This window comes from Empedobacter sp. ULE_I140 (assembly GCF_053482575.1).
Window position 1 is genome coordinate 747,641 of the sequence record NZ_JBQMTX010000001.1, and the last position, 18,280, is coordinate 765,920.

The following is an 18,280-nucleotide window of genomic DNA, read 5'->3' on the forward strand; positions in this document are numbered from 1 at the left end:
ATTGATTTAGAACTTATATCGTAAACTCACGATAAAATATCTTCCCAAAACATTTTTAGTTGTAGTCGATATGTAGTTATCATTAAATCCATTCGAAACAATTACGTTGTTTCCTAATAAATTTCCACCTGTAAGCGTTAAATATGTTTTCTTCGCAATATTGTATCGCGCAGAAGCATTCCACTCTTTTGCTGTATTTATTTCTACTCCATCACGGTATTGTAAACGATAAGAGAAATCGGTTTGAACTAATAATTTACTTGTAGCGGACCAAGCAGCTTCCCCGTATGGACGCCAGTTCGTAAATTTCTGTTCAGATAATGATTGATATTTACTTAGGTTTAAATTAACCCCAGCCTTCAATTCAAATTTCTTTTTGAATGTGAATGAGTTCTCTAAATTATATGTTTGATTAAAACTTTTGTTGTTTACATTGTTCAAATCATCATTTTTAACAACTCCATTTTCATATTCAATATTTCGTGTAATGGTATAATAATTAGAAGTAGAAATATTACCTGTTAATCGTGCATTGTACCATTTAGCAAAACGTTTCCCAATCATGAAATATCCTGAATAAGTTTCTTGGTTATTACCAGAATTAATTAAGGTATTGAACTGATAGTTATTTACAATTGTATCGTTTCCAGAGATAATAAAATCACGGTTTAAAACAGATTGCGTTTGTATACTTTTTTCTTGTAATGTATAACTCAAATTCGCAAAAATATTAAAGAATGTGAACGAGTTAAAATGATTAAAATTAAGACTTGCTGTATGCGTCAAAGCTTGTCGTAAGTTTCTATTTCCATAGAAAATCGATTGGTAACTTTGAATCGTGTACGAGTCATTAAAATCTTTTGTGTACGGATAGCTATAGTTTTGTGAATAACTTGCGCGAACACTTGTTGCATTGTTGAACTTGTATTGCAAATTCAGGTGAGGTAAAAATTTCGTTTCCGAACGATTTAATTTTTCACCATCTTGGTATTTCGATTTCTCATTAAAGAACGAAACTCCCGCACCAGCATCTACTTGAAAGTTTCCTAGTTTCTTTGTCAACGTTACATCAGCAAAAGTCTCGTTGTAATCTAAATCTGTATTACTGATTAATGAATTATCATTCATTAATTTCTGAAAATCATAGATTTTATTATCAAAATCTTGCGTACTAAAATTTGTTCCAACTTTTACTTTAAGGTTAGATGTATTTGTCAACAAGTGATTGTAAATTCCGTATAATTGAACAGTATTCAAAACAAAGTTTTGATCTTGATTGATATTATATTGATTATTTACTTGAGATAAATTCTTGAATAAATTAAAAGATGAGAACGGATTTGCTGTTGATAAAACATTGTAATCTGGTGTGTCTTTTTGATATTGATGACGGAAATATAAACCAACATTATCATCGCGACCAACTTTGCGGATATAAGATAAAGTTTGTGATAAAGAGTAATTCTTTTGTTCAGAATTAACATTTCTAAAGCTATTTTTTTGACCTTCGTAGTACGTATCAATTAATTTTTCGTTTTCGCTATCTAAATAATTAAAGTTTAAACGATATTTAATTTGTCCTTTATCATTCGGATTATAATCTAAACGTAAACGGGACATTCCCATCAAAATATTGCTCTTATTTTGTTCCTGATCGACAGTTGTATAAGGGTTTTTAATATTGTTATAATATTTTTCTTCGCTAGAATCATAACGAATATTATTGGTATTAAGTAAACCAAAACCAGAGATTTTTAATTTCTTATTTGGTTCAACACCAAAATGCACAGCACCATTATAGGTATTCATACTCGGTGCATCATTTTTTGTCATCAAGTTTAGATTGTTCGAATTTCCTCTTAATGAATAAATACTTCCTTCAGAATTAAATTCAGAATATCCACCAAAGAAGCTCATATAATCATCTTGATCAAAAACTTGTTTCCCGAATGTATTAAAATCATTGATTAATGTTCCGTCTGTTTTTTCTGAGAAATAGAAAATCTTTGCTTGCGCATCTGTATGTTTGTCCGCATCTCCACCTAACGTTACATTACCAAATGCAAGACGTTTCATATCATCTTTTAGTTCGATGTTTAACGAGAATTGTTCGTCATCTTCTTGTAAGGAAGAAGCAAACGGATTTGACTTGAACTTAGTATTTAATTGAATTTTAGAAACCGCATCCGAAGGTAAATTTTTGTTCAATAATTTTTCGTTACCACCCAAAACTTCACGTCCACCAACTGTTACTTGCGACATAGGTTTACCTTTGTACATTACCTTTCCATTTTGAACTTCAATTCCAGGTAATTTTTTAAGAATATCTTCTAATGTTTCCTCATTTCCAACTTTGAAAGAATCTGCATCAAACTCAATTGTATCACCTTTTACTTTGATCGCTTGTTGAGCTTTTACGATTGTTTCTTTTAAGGAAATTTCTTTTCCTTGTTTAAGCTTTATTTTTTTGTTGACATTTTCAGTCAAATCAACATTTTCTACATATGTTTCGTAACCAGCTTGCTCAATTTCGATATCATATTTTTGTCCACAAGGCAATTTGAATTCAAATTCACCCATGTTACTTGTAAAAACAAAACCTTTTCCTTCGTTTTTACTATCAAAAATAGAGACAGAAGCATCTGTAACAGGAATTCCAGCATCATTTGCAACAGCACCTTTTAATTTACATTCTTGTGCAAATGAGATTAGAGCAGCTGAAGTAAATAAAATTATATAGAGTAATTTCTTCATATGTATTTTTTAGTTGATGACTCAAAATAGAGTTTTTGTAAAACACATCTGTTTATGTGTTAGAAACAGATGTGTTTTATATTTTGTTTAATGAATTATTGGGTATCTACACCGCTATTCATCATTTCTTTCATCTTTTTTTGCATATCTTCTACAATTTTCATGAATTGATTATGCGTTACAGTTTCACCTTTTGTAGGAATGCTAACTTTTAATTCTTTATCCGAAAGTTTTAATTCTTTTAAAGTGAAAATCATTGTTGTTCCTTGGTAATCAAATTGAGCTTTTACAATTAAACCAGGTAAGCCAGCTAAAGAAGTTGGTCCATCTTTTATTGGAATTTCTGGCGCAAACCAAGCTGTTACTGGAATAGAATCCATCATAACGCCTTCTGCTTTTGTTGCTTTGTATCCTGCAATATCAGTTTTCTCACGAGAAATTTTCCATTTGTAATCAGGAATTTGGTCTTTAATCAAATATTGTTTTGCCCCCATATCAACTTCTTTGTAATACAAATTTGGAGTTACTGTAAAGTCTTTATAAGTTGGTTTATTATCGAATGATGCCATTTGTTGAGCAATCATTCCTCCTTGAGATTGAGCATTTCCTACTTTTTGTTCTAATACAAAAGTTGATTGTTTTGAATTACTTTTTAAGAAATAGTTCATGAAAACACCAGCATCAATTTCAGCTTTCAACATTGGACCAACTTGTGAGCGATATTGTTGAGGAACTTGTGCCATTGTTTTGTCATAATCCAATTTCATTTCGCAAACATAAGTTGCATCGATATTTTGTGTTTTATTGTCTTGTGCGATAGAAACTGTAGTTGTGATAATTCCTAAGGCAAATGTTAAGATTGCTTTTTTCATAATTGTTGTATTTGTTTAATTAGTCTGCTTTTGTTGACTAATGTTACAGATATTTTTTGAATTTATTTTAAAAAATAAAATGTCATTCAAAAAGTTAAGGATTTTCAAATGACATTTTTATCTAACGATTTATTGATAATATTATAATAAATACGTCGAGACATTTCCTCCTTTTTTGATAAAATCTTCTTTCAATTCATCAAAAAGTTCTTGGTTAATAGCCTTTGTTGTTCCTTCTAAAATATATGTTGTATATCCCAATGCTAAAGCATCTTTTGCTGTGTAATACACACAATAATCAGCTGCTAAACCGCAAATGTATACACTCGTTACATTATGATCTTTCAAAAATCCATTTAGCCCTGTTGGATTCTTTTTATTCACATCAAAAAAAGCACTATACGAATCTACTTCTGGATTCATACCTTTTCGGATGATTGCACTTATTTTATTTTGCTTGATATCTTTGTGTATTTCTGCTCCTTTAGTGCCTTGTACACAATGATCTGGCCACAAAACTTGACGATTTCCACCTAATTCGATTACATCAAAAGGTTGTTTATCTGTGTGTTGCGAAGCAAAACTTTTGTGATTTGCTGGATGCCAATCTTGCGTTGCCACAACAACATCATACTTTTCTTGCAATTTATTTATGCGTTCGATAATTTTATCTCCATCATTCACAGCCAACGAACCTCCTGGTAAAAAATCGTACTGCATATCTACGATGATTAAAGCTTTCATAGTATTTTATTTCTTAAGATTAATTTAGAATTAAATATAAGTTTTATAATATGAAATTGAACCAATTTTTATGAAAATTAATCGAATTTTAAGAAACCTTAATCTCGTTTATTTACGCCAGAATTTCTCATTTCTTCGAAACGTGAGCGTTGTTCTTGCATCAATTTATCAAATTCTGTTTGAGAAATAGCACCTTTATCTTTTGGTTTTTCGATTGGTTTTGTATTTGTTGATGTTTTGATATCTGTCAAAGAAATAATTTTAGAACCTTTAAACATTCCTCTGTTAATCTCTGTTTGTACTTCTGCGATTAAACCTGGTAATCCCCAATAATTTTCTGGGCCAGTTTTATATTTCAATGTTGGAATGTACCAAACTGTTGTTTGAACACTATCAATAATAGCAGTTGCTTTTTTGGCTTCGTTGCCTAAAATTGTTTTCGTTTCGCGCGTTAATTTCCAATCAAAATTTTGCAAAGAATCTTTCACAACATAACTTTTTCCCATCATGTTTTGCTCTTTTAAAAGCAGATGATTTGTACTATTTTTATAAATATTATCTCCATTCATCGACATCATTCGCATTCCGCCTCCACGTGGACTTCTTATTCCTTGACTTTGATCGTTTGATATTTTTTCAACCATTTTATACAAAGATTCATCTCCCAAAATAGTCAACTTAGCTTCTTGCGGCTCCTGAATATTTTTTTTGAATTGCTCTTGCATTTCTTTTGGCATCGTACGTCCATTGCCACCTCCAGGAGGTTGAAAGGTAAAATCGTCTGGCAAAATAATACGTGTTGTGTACGAAATTTCTACTTTTTCTTGTTGCGCAAAGGCCGAAAAACTAATTAGTAAAACAAAAACTGAAATTATTTTTTTCATTTTAAATGTGATTATAGCTCTTAGACAAGAAATAGTATAAAATGTTTAATGAAGGATGAAAATATTTTCTTTAATCCTTACTAACACCTTCAGAGCTCATCTGTTTTAACCTTTCCATTGCTTTTTCACTCAACGCTTTATATTCTTCGTTGGTGATTGTATTTTTATCTTTTGGCTTTTCAATTGGTTTTAGATTTGGCACTTCTTTGACTTCTGTTGCACGAATAGTACTACTTTCGATTCCTTTATTTTTTGAGTTTTTGATTTCGACTTCTAATATCAAACCAGGCAAACCATTGTAAATTCCAGGTCCATCTTTTATTGCAATACTTGGAGCATACCACGCAGTTACAGTTGTTGTGCTATCCACAATTGCGGTTGCTTTTTTGACATCAAAACCAATTAATTTCTTTGTTTCGCGTGTTAATTGCCATTTGTATTCGGTTAATTTATCTTTTATTGTATAAGTTTTGTCAAATGATTTTACACTTTTCAAATAATCTTTTGTAGTTAAATTTTTGAATAAACCATTTCCTGAATCTCCAAAACTCATCGAAACTCTCATCCCGTTTCCTCCTTGTTGATTATCTATTTTTTCGACTTTATTGTAAGATGATTCGTTTTCATTGATTGTTAAGATAAAATCTTTTGGCTCTTGCATATTCTTAATCATGTCATTGTAAACATCAGTCGGAATTGTGCTTTCTTTACCATTTGTAGAAAATTTTACAGAACCTTTAAATTCTTCTGCATTTACTTTTACAATCTCTTGATAATTCACTTCAAGTTTTTGTGCAAAAGAAATCGTGGTAAGTAGAACGAAATAAGTAAATAATGTAACTATTTTTTTCATTGTAGTTTGATTTGTTCTACAATGATAGTAATATTTTTATATTCTACAATAATAGAATTAAAAATTTATAGAAATTTTAAGAAATGATTTAATATTTGAAGACAGATTATTTTAAATCCTTAAAGTACTGACGTTTTTGTACGAAATACTGAAATGGCAATAATTCTTTATCCGAATAATTTTTTATTTGATTTTGTTGACGCTTTTTATACATTTTTATAAAACCAAAATAAAAATGCATATGTGATAAGAAAACAGCCCAAACATGTGGAAGTCCTTGTTTTGGTAAAAAGGCAACAGCAGCAATTCCATCCATTGAAAGACGTGTGAAAAGCATCGGAAAAAGTTTGTTTGCAGGTAGATTTTTAAGCATCATCCACAAACTATTTCGGTAATTTAGATACCATTTTTTTGGATTGGCTTTATCCAAAGTTGCACCGCCCAAATGATAAACAGTCGATTCTCCACAATAATAAATTTTTCGTCCAGTATTGTTTAATCGCCAACACAAGTCGATTTCTTCCATGTGTGCAAAGAATTCTTCGTCAAAACCATTTTGTTCAAAGAAATCTTTTTTTCGAACGAATAAACTAGCACCCGTAGCCCAAAAAATTTGTGTGGTGTCGTTGTATTGCCCATTGTCTTTTTCTAAAGTTGAAAAAACACGTCCTCGACAAAATGGATAACCAAATTTATCAATGAAACCTCCTCCAGCACCGGCATATTCAAAATACTCTTTGTTTTTGTAGTCTAATATTTTGGGTTGAATTGCGGCGATGTCAAGATTGTTGTCAAACAATTTTTCAATTGGTTCTATCCAATTTTCAGTTACTTCGACATCCGAATTTAATAAACAGAAATATTCTGCATCAATTTCTTTTAAACCTTCGTTATAGCCTTGTGCAAAGCCATAATTTCCCTTGTTCTGAATGATTTTGACAGAAGGGAATTGAGTTGTCAACAATTCGATTGAGTTGTCAGTCGACGCATTATCAATTACATAAATTGTTGCGTTTTTAGAATTGTTAATAACCGAAGGTAAAAATTGAGGCAATAATTTTTCGCCATTCCAATTTAGGATTGCAATTGCTGTTTTCATGAATATTTAAAATTACAAATCGGCATATTTCCAACGTTTGTGGCTCCAAAGCCAATTATCTGGATGTTGTTGAATGGTTTGTTCTAAATGATGAAAAAATTGATGAACAATTTCATTTTCTTCAAATTTATCTTGTTGAGGTTGTAGTCGAATAAAAGTTGTGTGATAATGACCGCGTTTTATTTTTTCGGTTTGACAAAAGACAACAGCCATATCTTTGCGGCGTGCAATTTTATCAAAACCATTAAAAACAGGCGTTCTCTGATTCAGGAAATCAATAAAATAGTGAACAGCTGATTGTTTTGGACTTTGATCAGCAACAAATAAATACGCTAATTCTCCATCATTTGGAGTTTTCATCATAAAACGCAACACATCTTTCATGTCCAACGCTTTTGTGCCAAAACGACCACGCATAGCATTGATTTTATCGTTCCAAAAAGGATTTCGAATTTTATGATAAACAGCTGCACTTTCTTTTGTTGGTAGATGTTTTACTGTTCCAATAAACCATTCCCAATTAAAAATATGCCCACACATCATCATGACATCTCGTTTTTCATTTTTTATTTCATTAAAAATGTCGAGATTAGAATATGTAAATCGTTTGTCCAATTCTTCTTGAGAAATAGAAAAACTTTTTAAGGTTTCGACCAAATAATCACAAAAATTAGCATAGAATTTCTTGTGAATAGCTTTGATTTCTTCCTGAGATTTTTCGGGAAAAGAGTTTTCTAAATTTGTTCTAATGACACGTCTTCTATAACCAATAACCGTGTACAACAGAAAGAACAAAAAATCCGAAAATCTGTATAAAACCGAAAGAGGTAAACGCGAAATTTGAAAAATTATGAAATAAAAAATGTTGTTCATTTGACAAACAAATAAGCGACAAATTTACGAATTAAATTTGTTCGTTGCTTGCCAAATTACATCTTTCGGAACTGGAGCTACGATTGTTATTTCTTCTTTTTTGACAGGATGCTCAAATGTAATGCGATGCGCATGTAAACAAATGCTTCCATCAGGATTAGAACGTTTAGCGCCGTATTTCAAATCGCCTTTGATAGGACAACCAACTGAAGAAAGTTGCGCGCGAATTTGATGTGAACGACCTGTAAATAACTTCACTTCGACACAATGAAAAGTATCCAAAGCGCCTAAATAGGTGTATTCTAAAATTGCTTTTTTAGCATCAGGCGTTGGTTTAGAATAAACCGTTGTTTTATTATTTTTTGGATTTTTCTTTAGATAATGTTCCAATCTTTCGAAGTCTTTTGGAGGTTTACTCTGTACAATCGCGCGATAAACTTTGTCAATGTTTCGTTTCTGAAACATTTCGTTCATACGCGTTAAGGCTTTCGAAGTTTTGGCAAAAATCAACACACCAGAAGTAGGTCGATCTAATCGATGAACTAAACCTAAGAAAACATTTCCAGGTTTATTGTCACGTTGTTTTATATAGTCCTTTAGACTATCGATAAGTGGAATGTCTCCCGTTTCGTCTCCTTGTGCTAATTCGCCCGCTTTTTTGTTAATGATTAACAAATGATTGTCTTCGAATAAAATTTCTGGATTCATGTTATTGAGAATAAGGTTAAGACTTAGGAAAAGTCAACCTAATTAATTAGAATTTATTTAATTTTTAATGCTTTTTTGAGTTTATTAATCTCAAAAATTGTAGCATTTAATTCTTCAAGAAGAAGATTTATTGTGTTTTCGTTAAAATATCCAACTTTCTGTCCATAATACAAATGAGATTTTGTTTCGAAAGCCGAACCTTTTGCGATTTCATAATATTTAACTTTATCATTAATACTAGATTTGCCAAAACCTTCAGCAATATTTGCTGAAATACTTTCTGCAGAACGTCTTATTTGTGATGTTAACCCATAATCTTCTGTTCGAGGTAAATTTGAACTTAACTCAAAAACTTGAACAGCGATATTCATTGCTTTTATCCAAATTGGCATTTCTGTGAAATCGTGATAAGGCATGTGGTAAGTTTAAGGTTTAGACTAAGATTAAGTTTAGAAAGAGGTTAAGATTGAGTTTTGTCTTTTCCTCAATCTCAACCTTAACCTTAATTTCTAATATTGTTCATTCGCATTTGGAAAGTCGCCCGATTTTACATCAGCAACATATTGTCCAATTGCTTGGTGAATTTGATCTTCTAAGTTTAAATATTTACGAACAAATTTTGGTTTGAATTCGTTGTTTAATCCCAACATATCATGTACAACTAAAACTTGTCCGTCGCAACCAGCTCCTGCTCCAATTCCAATTGTAGGGATATTAACAGAGGCTGTTACTTTAGCAGCTAAATCAGCTGGGATTTTCTCCATTACTAATGAAAAACATCCTAATTCTTCTAATAATTTAGCATCGCTAATTAATTTTTCTGCTTCTGCATCTTCCTTTGCACGCACTTTATATGAACCAAATTGATAGATAGACTGAGGAGTTAAACCTAAGTGTCCCATAACAGGAATACCAGCATTTACGATACGACGAATAGATTCTTCGATTTCTTTCCCTCCTTCTAATTTGATTGCATGTGCACCAGATTCTTTCATGATTCGAACTGAAGATTCTAAGGCTTTTTGTGGGTCAGATTGATAAGTACCAAAAGGTAAATCAACTACAACTAAAGCGCGTTTTGCTCCACGAACGACACATTGTGCATGGTATATCATTTGATCCAAAGTAATTGGCAAAGTAGTTTCGTGACCAGCCATTACATTAGCCGCAGAATCACCAACTAAAATAACTTCAGTTCCAGCCGCATCTACAAGCGAAGCGATTGTAAAATCGTAAGCCGTTAACATCGAAATTTTTTCTCCGGTAAATTTCATGTTACGCACAGTTTCGGTAGTGATACGTTTGATTTCTTTATTTACAGACATTACGTTTATATTTTTAACTTTTGTAAAGTTAATTTGAATATTAAAACAGAACTAATTTTGACTGAAATTTTTTCCAGTTTGACAAATGAAGAACTAGATAATCGGTTCGTTGAAAATGAAATAACAATTTTTACAGTTTTATAAACGTAAATAAGCTTGTCTATTTGCTCATTTTTAGTAAATTGGTATTCGAATTGAGAGAATTTCACTAAATTTGTTCTCTTAAACTAATTTTAAATAACCATAAATGAAAATAGCAATAGTGGGAACAGGCTACGTTGGCTTGTCTAACGCAATTTTATTAGCTCAGCATAATGAGGTAGTGGCGTTAGATGTTGTTCCAGAAAAGATTGCAATGCTCAATGCAAAAAAATCTCCAATTGAAGATAAAGAAATTATAGATTTTTTGCTGAATAAAGAACTTAATTTTCTTGCGACTTTAGACAAAGAAACTGCGTATGCAAAGGCAGAATATGTGATTGTAGCAACGCCTACAGATTACGATCCAAAAACAAATTATTTTAATACATCAAGCGTAGAATCGGTTATAAAGGATGTTAAACAATTTAATCCGAATGCTGTAGTTATTATAAAATCGACAGTTCCAGTTGGTTTTGTTGAAGATTTAAAATCACGATTAGACTATCAAAATATTATTTTTTCTCCTGAATTTTTGCGAGAAGGAAAAGCTTTATACGACAATTTATATCCTTCAAGAATTATTATTGGTGAGCAAAGCGAAAGAGCAGAAGTTTTTGCGAATTTGTTAAAAGAAGGAGCAATTAAGAAAGATATTCCGACGTTGTTTACACATTCAACAGAAGCTGAAGCAATCAAATTATTTTCGAATACCTATTTAGCATTGCGTGTCGCTTATTTTAATGAGTTAGATAGTTATGCGCAAACATTCAATTTAGATAGTAAACAAATTATCGAAGGGGTTGGTTTGGATCCTCGTATCGGTTCGCATTACAACAATCCATCGTTTGGTTATGGTGGTTATTGTTTGCCAAAAGATACGAAGCAATTATTGGCTAATTATGATGCAGTTCCGAATAATATTATTCAAGCAATTGTTGATGCAAACAGAACGCGAAAAGATTTTATTGCAGATTCTATCATCGCTAAAAATCCTAAGAAAGTTGGTGTTTATCGCTTGATTATGAAATCAGGTTCAGATAATTTTAGAGCATCAGCAATTCAAGGAGTAATGAAACGTATTAAAGCAAAAGGAATTGAAGTGGTGGTTTATGAACCGGTTCTGAAAGAAGATTCTTTCTTTGGATCGAAAGTGATGAATGATTTTGAAGCTTTTAAGGCAGCATGTGATGTGATTATCTCGAATCGAAATGCACCTGAATTAGCTGACGTGAAAGAGAAAGTTTATACCCGAGATTTGTTTGGAAACGATTAAAAATAACAACTATAAAATACTATGAAAACTATTTTAATTACAGGTGGAGCTGGATTTATCGGTTCTCACGTTGTAAGAGAATTTGTCTTAAAATATCCTGAAATGAAGATTATCAACCTTGATGCGTTGACATATGCAGGAAATTTAGAGAATTTGAAAGATATCGAAAGTAAATCAAATTACGAATTCGTAAAAGCTGATATTACTGACGCAAAACATATATTAGAAGTTTTTGAAAGACATCAACCAGATGGTGTTATTCATTTAGCAGCGGAATCTCACGTGGATCGTTCTATTACAAATCCGTTGGATTTTGTGATGACGAATGTGATTGGAACAGTAAACTTATTGAATGCTGCCAAAACGATTTGGAACAATAATTTCGAAGGAAAACGTTTTCATCATGTTTCGACAGATGAGGTTTTCGGAGCTTTGGGAGATGAAGGATTCTTTACGGAAGAAACATCGTATGATCCGCATTCACCTTATTCTGCATCAAAAGCATCTTCAGATCATTTTGTGAGAGCATATCATGATACGTATGGTTTACCAATTGTAATGACAAATTGCTCAAACAATTACGGACCAAATCATTTTCCAGAAAAATTAATTCCGTTGTGTATTCATAATATTTTGAATGGAAATCCACTTCCAATTTATGGAGATGGAAAATATACGCGCGATTGGTTATTTGTGATCGATCATGCAAAAGCGATTGATTTAGTTTTCCACGAAGGAAAAAATGGAGGTTCTTATAATGTAGGAGGTTTCAACGAATGGAAAAACATCGATTTGGTAAAAGAATTGTGCAAGCAAATGGACGAAAAATTGGGTAAAGAAGCAGGAACTTCAGAACAATTAATCACATTTGTGAAAGATCGTCCAGGACACGATTTGCGTTATGCAATTGATGCGACTAAAATCAACGAAGAATTAGGCTGGAAACCAAGTGTGACGTTTGAGCAAGGTTTGAGTCTAACAATTGATTGGTTTTTATCCAACAAAGAATGGCTAGACAATGTAACATCTGGCGATTACCAAAATTATTACGAAAAACAATATAATTAAATAGTTTTAGGTTTTGGAAAAAGAACCTAAAAATTTTAAACAACCTAAATTTATTTATTTTATGAGTTTAAACTCAGAAACAAATCAAAGTTGGTCTAACGTAATTACTTCAAAAAACAGTTTATTTTCTTTAAATTTAAAAGAAGTTTGGCGTTACCGAGATTTGGTTTATATGTTGGTGAAGCGTGATTTTATTACGTCTTTTAAACAAACCATCTTAGGACCAATTTGGTTTTTTATCAATCCGATTCTTACAACAGTAATGTTTGTTATTATTTTTGGAAGAGTGGCAGGTTTATCAACTGATGGGACTCCAATGTTTGCTTTTTATTTAGCAGGAAATATACTTTGGAATTATTTTTCTTCTTGTCTTACAGGAACAGCTTCAGTATTTAGAGGGAATGCTTCTATTTTTGGAAAAGTCTACTTTCCTCGTTTGGTCATGCCGCTTTCTGTTGTAACGTCTAACTTAATGCGATTCGGTGTTCAGTTCACATTATTTATTATAGTTGTGTTGTATTATTATTTTACTGGTGCATCTATAGAACCAAATATGTGGTTATTAGCAACACCATTTTTAATTATTTTAATGGCTGCATTTGCACTAGGAACAGGAATGATTTTATCATCTTTGACAACGAAATATCAAGATGTGAATATGTTATTAGGTTTTGGAGTTTCATTAGCTATGTACGCAACACCGGTCATTATGCCCTTATCATCTTTTCCTGATAAATACAGATGGTTGGTAGAACTAAATCCTCTAACGGGAATATTTGAATGTTTCAAATATGGATTTTTAGGAAAAGGAGATTTTACAATTGGTTTATTAGGTTACTCAACATTGGTGATTTTTGTACTTTTAGTTATTGGAACATTAATTTTCAATAAAGTTGAAAAATCATTTATGGATACTGTTTAATTTTTAAGAATTTAATGATGTCAAAAAATATAGTTTTAGATGTTGAAAATGTTTCAAAACAGTATCGTTTAGGAGAAGTGGGTACTGGAACATTGCAACATGATATTAAACGTTGGTGGGCAAATATAACAGGGCAAGAAGATCCATATCTTAAGATTGGAGAAGCCAATGACCGTACTCAAAAAGGAGATTCGGATTACGTTTGGGCTTTAAAAGATATTAATTTTCAAGTAGAACAGGGGCAAGCTGTTGGGATTATTGGTCGAAATGGAGCTGGTAAATCAACATTATTGAAATTACTTTCTCGCGTTACAAAACCAACAACCGGTTCTATAAAATACAAAGGACGTATTGCTTCTTTGTTAGAAGTTGGTACAGGTTTTCATCCAGAAATGACAGGTCGTGAAAATATTTATTTGAATGGAGCAATTCTTGGAATGACGCGTAAAGAAATCACACGAAAATTTGATGAAATCGTTGATTTTGCAGGTGTAGAACGTTATATAGATACACCAGTAAAACGCTATTCATCTGGGATGTATGTACGTTTAGCTTTTGCTGTTGCAGCGCATTTAGAGTCAGAAATTTTGATTGTTGATGAGGTTCTTGCTGTTGGTGATGCCGAATTTCAAAAGAAATGTTTGGGAAAAATGGGCGATGTTACAAAAGGTGAAGGACGTACTATTTTGTTTGTGAGTCATAATATGACGGCAGTAAAAGAGTTATGTAATACAGGTATTCTAATGAAATATGGAGAAGTGAGTTATAAAGGTGATATGCTTGAAACTATTTTAGAATACCAAAAAGATTACGAATTATCGAATAGCTATATTGCTCAAAATTTGGATGAAGCTGTAGGGAATACTAACATTAAAATTCTTGAGTTTTCAGCAAAGCCGATAGAAGGAAAAATAATAGATGTTGAATCTGGTATTCGTATCAAACTTCAATTTTGTAATACCCAATCTGATATTAATCTTGACGCAACTTTTGAATTGCGTAATTTTGAAGAACTTGTTGTATTTCATGTTGCTAAATTAATTTCAGTTAATAATGATTCTAAATCAGGAATTTATACTATAGAATTTGATATGCCTGCTGGTATGTTGAATGCTGGGAATTATTATTTCAAACTAATATTTGGCAAAAATCAATCTGAAGCATTGTTTAATATAGATAATTTAATTGGTTTTGAAGTAGAGAATGTAAAAGTAGGGACAAAAACACATATTTATCCAGGTATTATTCGTCCTAATTTTGATTATAAAATTGATTTTCAATTATGAAGCCTCAAATCATAATTCTAGATAAAATAGGTTCATCAGAACTTGGCTATATAACGATTGCTGAAGCTCAAAAAAATATTCCATTTGATATAAAAAGGGTTTATTGGACATATTATACACCACAAGACGTAGTGCGTGGTGGTCATGCACATAAAAATCTTGAACAAGTTATTTTTGCTGTTTCTGGAACCATTACTTTTAATACCGAAGATCAGAATGGAAATAAAGAAACTTTCGTTTTAGATCATCCAAGTAAAGGTTTACACATTCCTAATTTAATTTGGAGAGATATTCATTTTACACATAATGCCGTACTTTTATGTTTAGCTTCTGAACATTATACAGAAGAAGATTATTTTAGAGATTTTGAGGAATTTAAGAATTACAATAATGCCTAAAATTCATTCATTAGCCGATGTACAAAGCACCCAAATAGGAGAAAATACTTCTGTTTGGCAATTTTGTGTTATTTTAAAAGGGGCTAAAATAGGAAATAATTGCAATATTAATTGTCAAGTTTTTATTGAAAATGATGTTGTAATAGGTGATAATGTTACTATAAAACCAGGTGTACAAATTTGGGACGGAATAACTTTAGAAGATAATGTCTTTGTTGGTCCCAATGTTACTTTTACAAATGATTTATTTCCTCGTTCAAAGAATTCTAATTTTGAATTAAAAAAAACAGTAATAAAAAAAGGTGCTTCGATTGGTGCTAATGCAACCATATTAGCAGGAATTACAATCGGTGAAAATGCGATGATTGGTGCAGGAAGTGTGGTAACTAAAGATGTACCAGATAATGAAATTTGGGTGGGTAATCCAGCAAAATTTTTAAGAAAAACGTAATATGCCGCACATTAACGATCGAAATCAAATTCTGTTTTTTTTATTATGTTTTTTAACAGTATTTTATGTTATTTTTAGTAGCATTTATGGTTTAGATAATATTGATTCGGGGTTTATTTTGTCTTTCATTGGACGTATTGACGCAGGACAGACTCTTTACAAAGACTTCGACTTAGTAAGACCTTTTGGAAATGTTATTTTTTGGGATTTATTGCTTAAAGTAATTTCTAAAGATTCTCATTATTTACTATTAATATCTAGGTTCATTTTTGTATTAGAATCTTTATTGATTAGCTTTTTTTTAATGAAGATTGCAAATGTTACCCAGTATTACAAAATCTACACGCTCCTTATATTTTTTTTATTTATTCATTATTTCAATTTAATGCCGTGGCATACAGTAGACGGAATTTTTTTTGGAGTAATTGCTATTTATTTTTGTCAAAGAAAATATTTCTTATCCTCTATCATACTAAGCTTAATCGCTGCTTCATCAAAGCAATCTTTTTATATTTTCGCGGCATTCACAATTGCTGTGAACTTAGTTTTACTATACAAAAATGGATATAAAATTAAAAAGAAAGACTTTTTGTTTTTCCTTTTTACTATACTATGTATTGTATTCATTTCTTATAAATATGATTTATTCAATAACTTTAATTTATTTATTCAACAGACGAGTAATTCATCTAGCCTGAAGCAACTTTTTCAGGCAGGAGTAAAAACTTATTTTTTCAACACTACGCTAAAAAATATATTGTTTTTAGTATTTCTGATTTTTGTTTGGTTTTATAATAGCACATCCTTTACGACTATACTATTTTATATTTCTGCTTTTACTTTATTTATAACTTATCTATCCCCAATAAATCAGCATATACCAGCCAATTACATCAATATATTATTTGTTTATTTTGTCGTTTTATTTATTAAATTTAAGAAAGTTAATATTTCAGGGTTACTTATCATTGTTATTGCGTGGTGTTCTTCTTTATCTTGGGGATACAATAGTCCTATTTTTTTAATTGGCTATATTTTTCTGTATATTTTCAAAGATTATTTAACTTATAGATTTCTATTAATAGGTTGCATTTTGACGTTGTCAGTTTTCAGCTATATAAGACTAATGCATCCTTATTTTAATAAAAACTTTGAACAAACTCCTTACGTTTACTGTAATGATTTACCTATTGTATCAGGGATTTTTATGCCTCAAGAAATTTATTTGAACTATAAGGAAGGAATTACAATTTCTAAAAAATATAAAAAAGTTATCTTTATACCTGGAAATCCAATGATGGATATCATGACGAAATCTTATTACAATCGCGCATCATGGGAAATGGATGTAGAATTTCCAAGTAATAAAATTGATAAAAGCACAAGAGATAATTCAGTAACATTCGCAATTGATAAGAATCCTGCTATACGATTTGATGATGGATTTTTTAAAAGTACATATACCAGTACGATAATCAAAACTAGAAGTAAAATAGATTCTACAAAATCATACTATATCTATAAATAATGATCAAATTCCTAGACTTACAAAAAATAAACCTAATATATCAACAAGAAATTGAACAAAAACTATTAGATGTTTTTCGTTCGGGTTGGTATCTAATGGGAGAAGAAGTGAAGAACTTCGAGAATAATTTAGCTCACTATATTGGTGCAAAATATGCAATTGGTGTTGCTAATGGTTTAGATGCTCTACGTCTTATTTTTAGAGCATATATAGAGTTAGGTATTATGAAGGTTGGTGACGAGGTTATCGTACCTGCCAACACTTACATAGCCTCTATCTTAGCGCTTTCTGACAACGGTTTGGTTCCAGTTTTGGTAGAGCCTGATGACACTAATTTTAACATTGACATTGTGAAGATTGAAGAAGCGATTAGTCCAAAAACAAAAGCAATTTTGATTGTTCATCTACAAGGAAGAATTGTTTTTAGTGAAGAATTAAAATCTATTGCAGCTAAACATAACCTAAAAATTGTTGAAGACAATGCACAAGCAATTGGAGCAACTTGGCAAGATATTAAATCTGGAAATTTGGGAGATGCAGCAGGATTTAGTTTTTATCCAGGGAAGAATCTCGGTGCCTTAGGAGATGCTGGTGCAGTTACAACAAATGATGACGAACTTGCAAAAACTATTCGTGCAATTGCTAATTATGGATCTAACCAAAAATATGTAAACATCTACAAAGGATTAAATTCTCGTTTAGATGAATTGCAGGCTGCAGTATTAGATGTAAAATTGAAATATATTGACCAAGAAAATGAAGCCCGCCGCAAGATTGCAAAACGTTTTATTTCTGAAATCAAGAATCCTAAAATTACATTACCGGAAAATCCACAGGACGAAGAAGAACACGTTTGGCATGTTTTCGTAATTCGTACAAAGGAGCGTGATGCGCTACAAAACTATTTAAAAGAAAAAGGTATTCAAACGATTATTCACTACCCAATACCGCCTCACAAACAACAGGCATATAAGGAAATGAATGATTTATCTTTTCCTATTTCAGAAGAAATGCACAATGAAGTTTTGAGCTTGCCAATCTCATCTGTATTGACAGATGATGAAGTAAACGAGATTATTAATGTAGTGAATCTGTTTTAAC

At 31.3% G+C, this 18,280-nt stretch carries 18 protein-coding genes; 8 read left to right on the top strand and 10 right to left on the bottom strand.

From position 1 onward, the window contains the following. Window positions 1-6 precede the first annotated feature (6 nt). The 10 genes from ACTS9J_RS03525 to panB all read right to left on the bottom strand — a co-directional run bounded on the left by ACTS9J_RS03525 (window position 7) and on the right by panB (window position 10,112). The gene (locus tag ACTS9J_RS03525; protein WP_448352855.1) at window positions 7-2,754 is read right to left on the bottom strand and encodes a TonB-dependent receptor; all 2,748 of its coding nucleotides are present in this window, start codon (window positions 2,752-2,754) and stop codon (window positions 7-9) included. Window positions 2,755-2,849: 95 nt separating this feature from the next. Further along, complete coding sequence (locus ACTS9J_RS03530) at window positions 2,850-3,626, bottom strand: GLPGLI family protein (RefSeq protein ID WP_280035293.1); 777 nt, start codon at window positions 3,624-3,626, stop codon at window positions 2,850-2,852. Window positions 3,627-3,767: 141 nt separating this feature from the next. After that, on the bottom strand, window positions 3,768-4,370 hold the full coding sequence (pncA, locus tag ACTS9J_RS03535; protein WP_114998876.1) for a bifunctional nicotinamidase/pyrazinamidase: 603 nt from the start codon (window positions 4,368-4,370) through the stop codon (window positions 3,768-3,770). Window positions 4,371-4,468: 98 nt separating this feature from the next. Beyond that, window positions 4,469-5,254: a GLPGLI family protein gene (locus ACTS9J_RS03540; protein ID WP_448352856.1), complete on the bottom strand. Its 786-nt coding sequence runs from the start codon at window positions 5,252-5,254 to the stop codon at window positions 4,469-4,471. A gap of 70 nt (window positions 5,255-5,324) precedes the next feature. Further along, window positions 5,325-6,107 (bottom strand): GLPGLI family protein, encoded by a 783-nt coding sequence (locus tag ACTS9J_RS03545; RefSeq protein WP_280045507.1) that lies wholly within the window; start codon window positions 6,105-6,107, stop codon window positions 5,325-5,327. A 106-nt stretch (window positions 6,108-6,213) separates the two neighbouring features. Continuing rightward, window positions 6,214-7,206 carry a glycosyltransferase family 2 protein gene (locus ACTS9J_RS03550; RefSeq protein WP_448352857.1) on the bottom strand — a complete coding sequence of 331 codons (993 nt, stop codon included), beginning with the start codon at window positions 7,204-7,206 and terminating at the stop codon, window positions 6,214-6,216. Window positions 7,207-7,218: 12 nt separating this feature from the next. Next, window positions 7,219-8,079 (bottom strand): lysophospholipid acyltransferase family protein, encoded by an 861-nt coding sequence (locus ACTS9J_RS03555; protein ID WP_448352858.1) that lies wholly within the window; start codon window positions 8,077-8,079, stop codon window positions 7,219-7,221. A gap of 24 nt (window positions 8,080-8,103) precedes the next feature. Then, a complete protein-coding gene (locus tag ACTS9J_RS03560; protein WP_280049736.1) occupies window positions 8,104-8,787 on the bottom strand; it encodes an RluA family pseudouridine synthase in 684 nt (227 codons plus the stop codon). A gap of 53 nt (window positions 8,788-8,840) precedes the next feature. Then, window positions 8,841-9,203 (bottom strand): four helix bundle protein, encoded by a 363-nt coding sequence (locus ACTS9J_RS03565; RefSeq protein ID WP_180905832.1) that lies wholly within the window; start codon window positions 9,201-9,203, stop codon window positions 8,841-8,843. Between the two features lie 93 nt (window positions 9,204-9,296). Further along, complete coding sequence (panB, locus tag ACTS9J_RS03570; protein ID WP_125349417.1) at window positions 9,297-10,112, bottom strand: 3-methyl-2-oxobutanoate hydroxymethyltransferase; 816 nt, start codon at window positions 10,110-10,112, stop codon at window positions 9,297-9,299. A gap of 247 nt (window positions 10,113-10,359) precedes the next feature. On the opposite strand from panB, the gene ACTS9J_RS03575 reads away from it, so the two are divergent. The 8 genes from ACTS9J_RS03575 to ACTS9J_RS03610 all read left to right on the top strand — a co-directional run bounded on the left by ACTS9J_RS03575 (window position 10,360) and on the right by ACTS9J_RS03610 (window position 18,279). Further along, window positions 10,360-11,526, top strand: coding sequence for a nucleotide sugar dehydrogenase (locus tag ACTS9J_RS03575; RefSeq protein ID WP_448352859.1), 1,167 nt, complete (start codon window positions 10,360-10,362; stop codon window positions 11,524-11,526). Between the two features lie 21 nt (window positions 11,527-11,547). Further along, complete coding sequence (gene rfbB / locus ACTS9J_RS03580; protein ID WP_448352860.1) at window positions 11,548-12,594, top strand: dTDP-glucose 4,6-dehydratase; 1,047 nt, start codon at window positions 11,548-11,550, stop codon at window positions 12,592-12,594. 61 nt (window positions 12,595-12,655) lie between these two features. Beyond that, the gene (locus ACTS9J_RS03585; protein WP_280045514.1) at window positions 12,656-13,516 is read left to right on the top strand and encodes an ABC transporter permease; all 861 of its coding nucleotides are present in this window, start codon (window positions 12,656-12,658) and stop codon (window positions 13,514-13,516) included. A 17-nt stretch (window positions 13,517-13,533) separates the two neighbouring features. Beyond that, complete coding sequence (locus ACTS9J_RS03590; RefSeq protein ID WP_448352861.1) at window positions 13,534-14,802, top strand: ABC transporter ATP-binding protein; 1,269 nt, start codon at window positions 13,534-13,536, stop codon at window positions 14,800-14,802. Beyond that, window positions 14,799-15,200, top strand: coding sequence for a sugar 3,4-ketoisomerase (locus ACTS9J_RS03595; protein ID WP_448352862.1), 402 nt, complete (start codon window positions 14,799-14,801; stop codon window positions 15,198-15,200). Before ACTS9J_RS03590 ends, ACTS9J_RS03595 begins: the two co-directional genes overlap by 4 nt. Further along, on the top strand, window positions 15,193-15,651 hold the full coding sequence (locus tag ACTS9J_RS03600) for an acyltransferase (protein WP_448352863.1): 459 nt from the start codon (window positions 15,193-15,195) through the stop codon (window positions 15,649-15,651). Before ACTS9J_RS03595 ends, ACTS9J_RS03600 begins: the two co-directional genes overlap by 8 nt. Window position 15,652: 1 nt before the next feature. Then, window positions 15,653-17,179, top strand: coding sequence for a hypothetical protein (locus tag ACTS9J_RS03605; protein WP_448352864.1), 1,527 nt, complete (start codon window positions 15,653-15,655; stop codon window positions 17,177-17,179). After that, window positions 17,179-18,279: a DegT/DnrJ/EryC1/StrS family aminotransferase gene (locus ACTS9J_RS03610; protein ID WP_448352865.1), complete on the top strand. Its 1,101-nt coding sequence runs from the start codon at window positions 17,179-17,181 to the stop codon at window positions 18,277-18,279. Before ACTS9J_RS03605 ends, ACTS9J_RS03610 begins: the two co-directional genes overlap by 1 nt. The last annotated feature ends 1 nt before the right edge of the window (window position 18,280 follow it).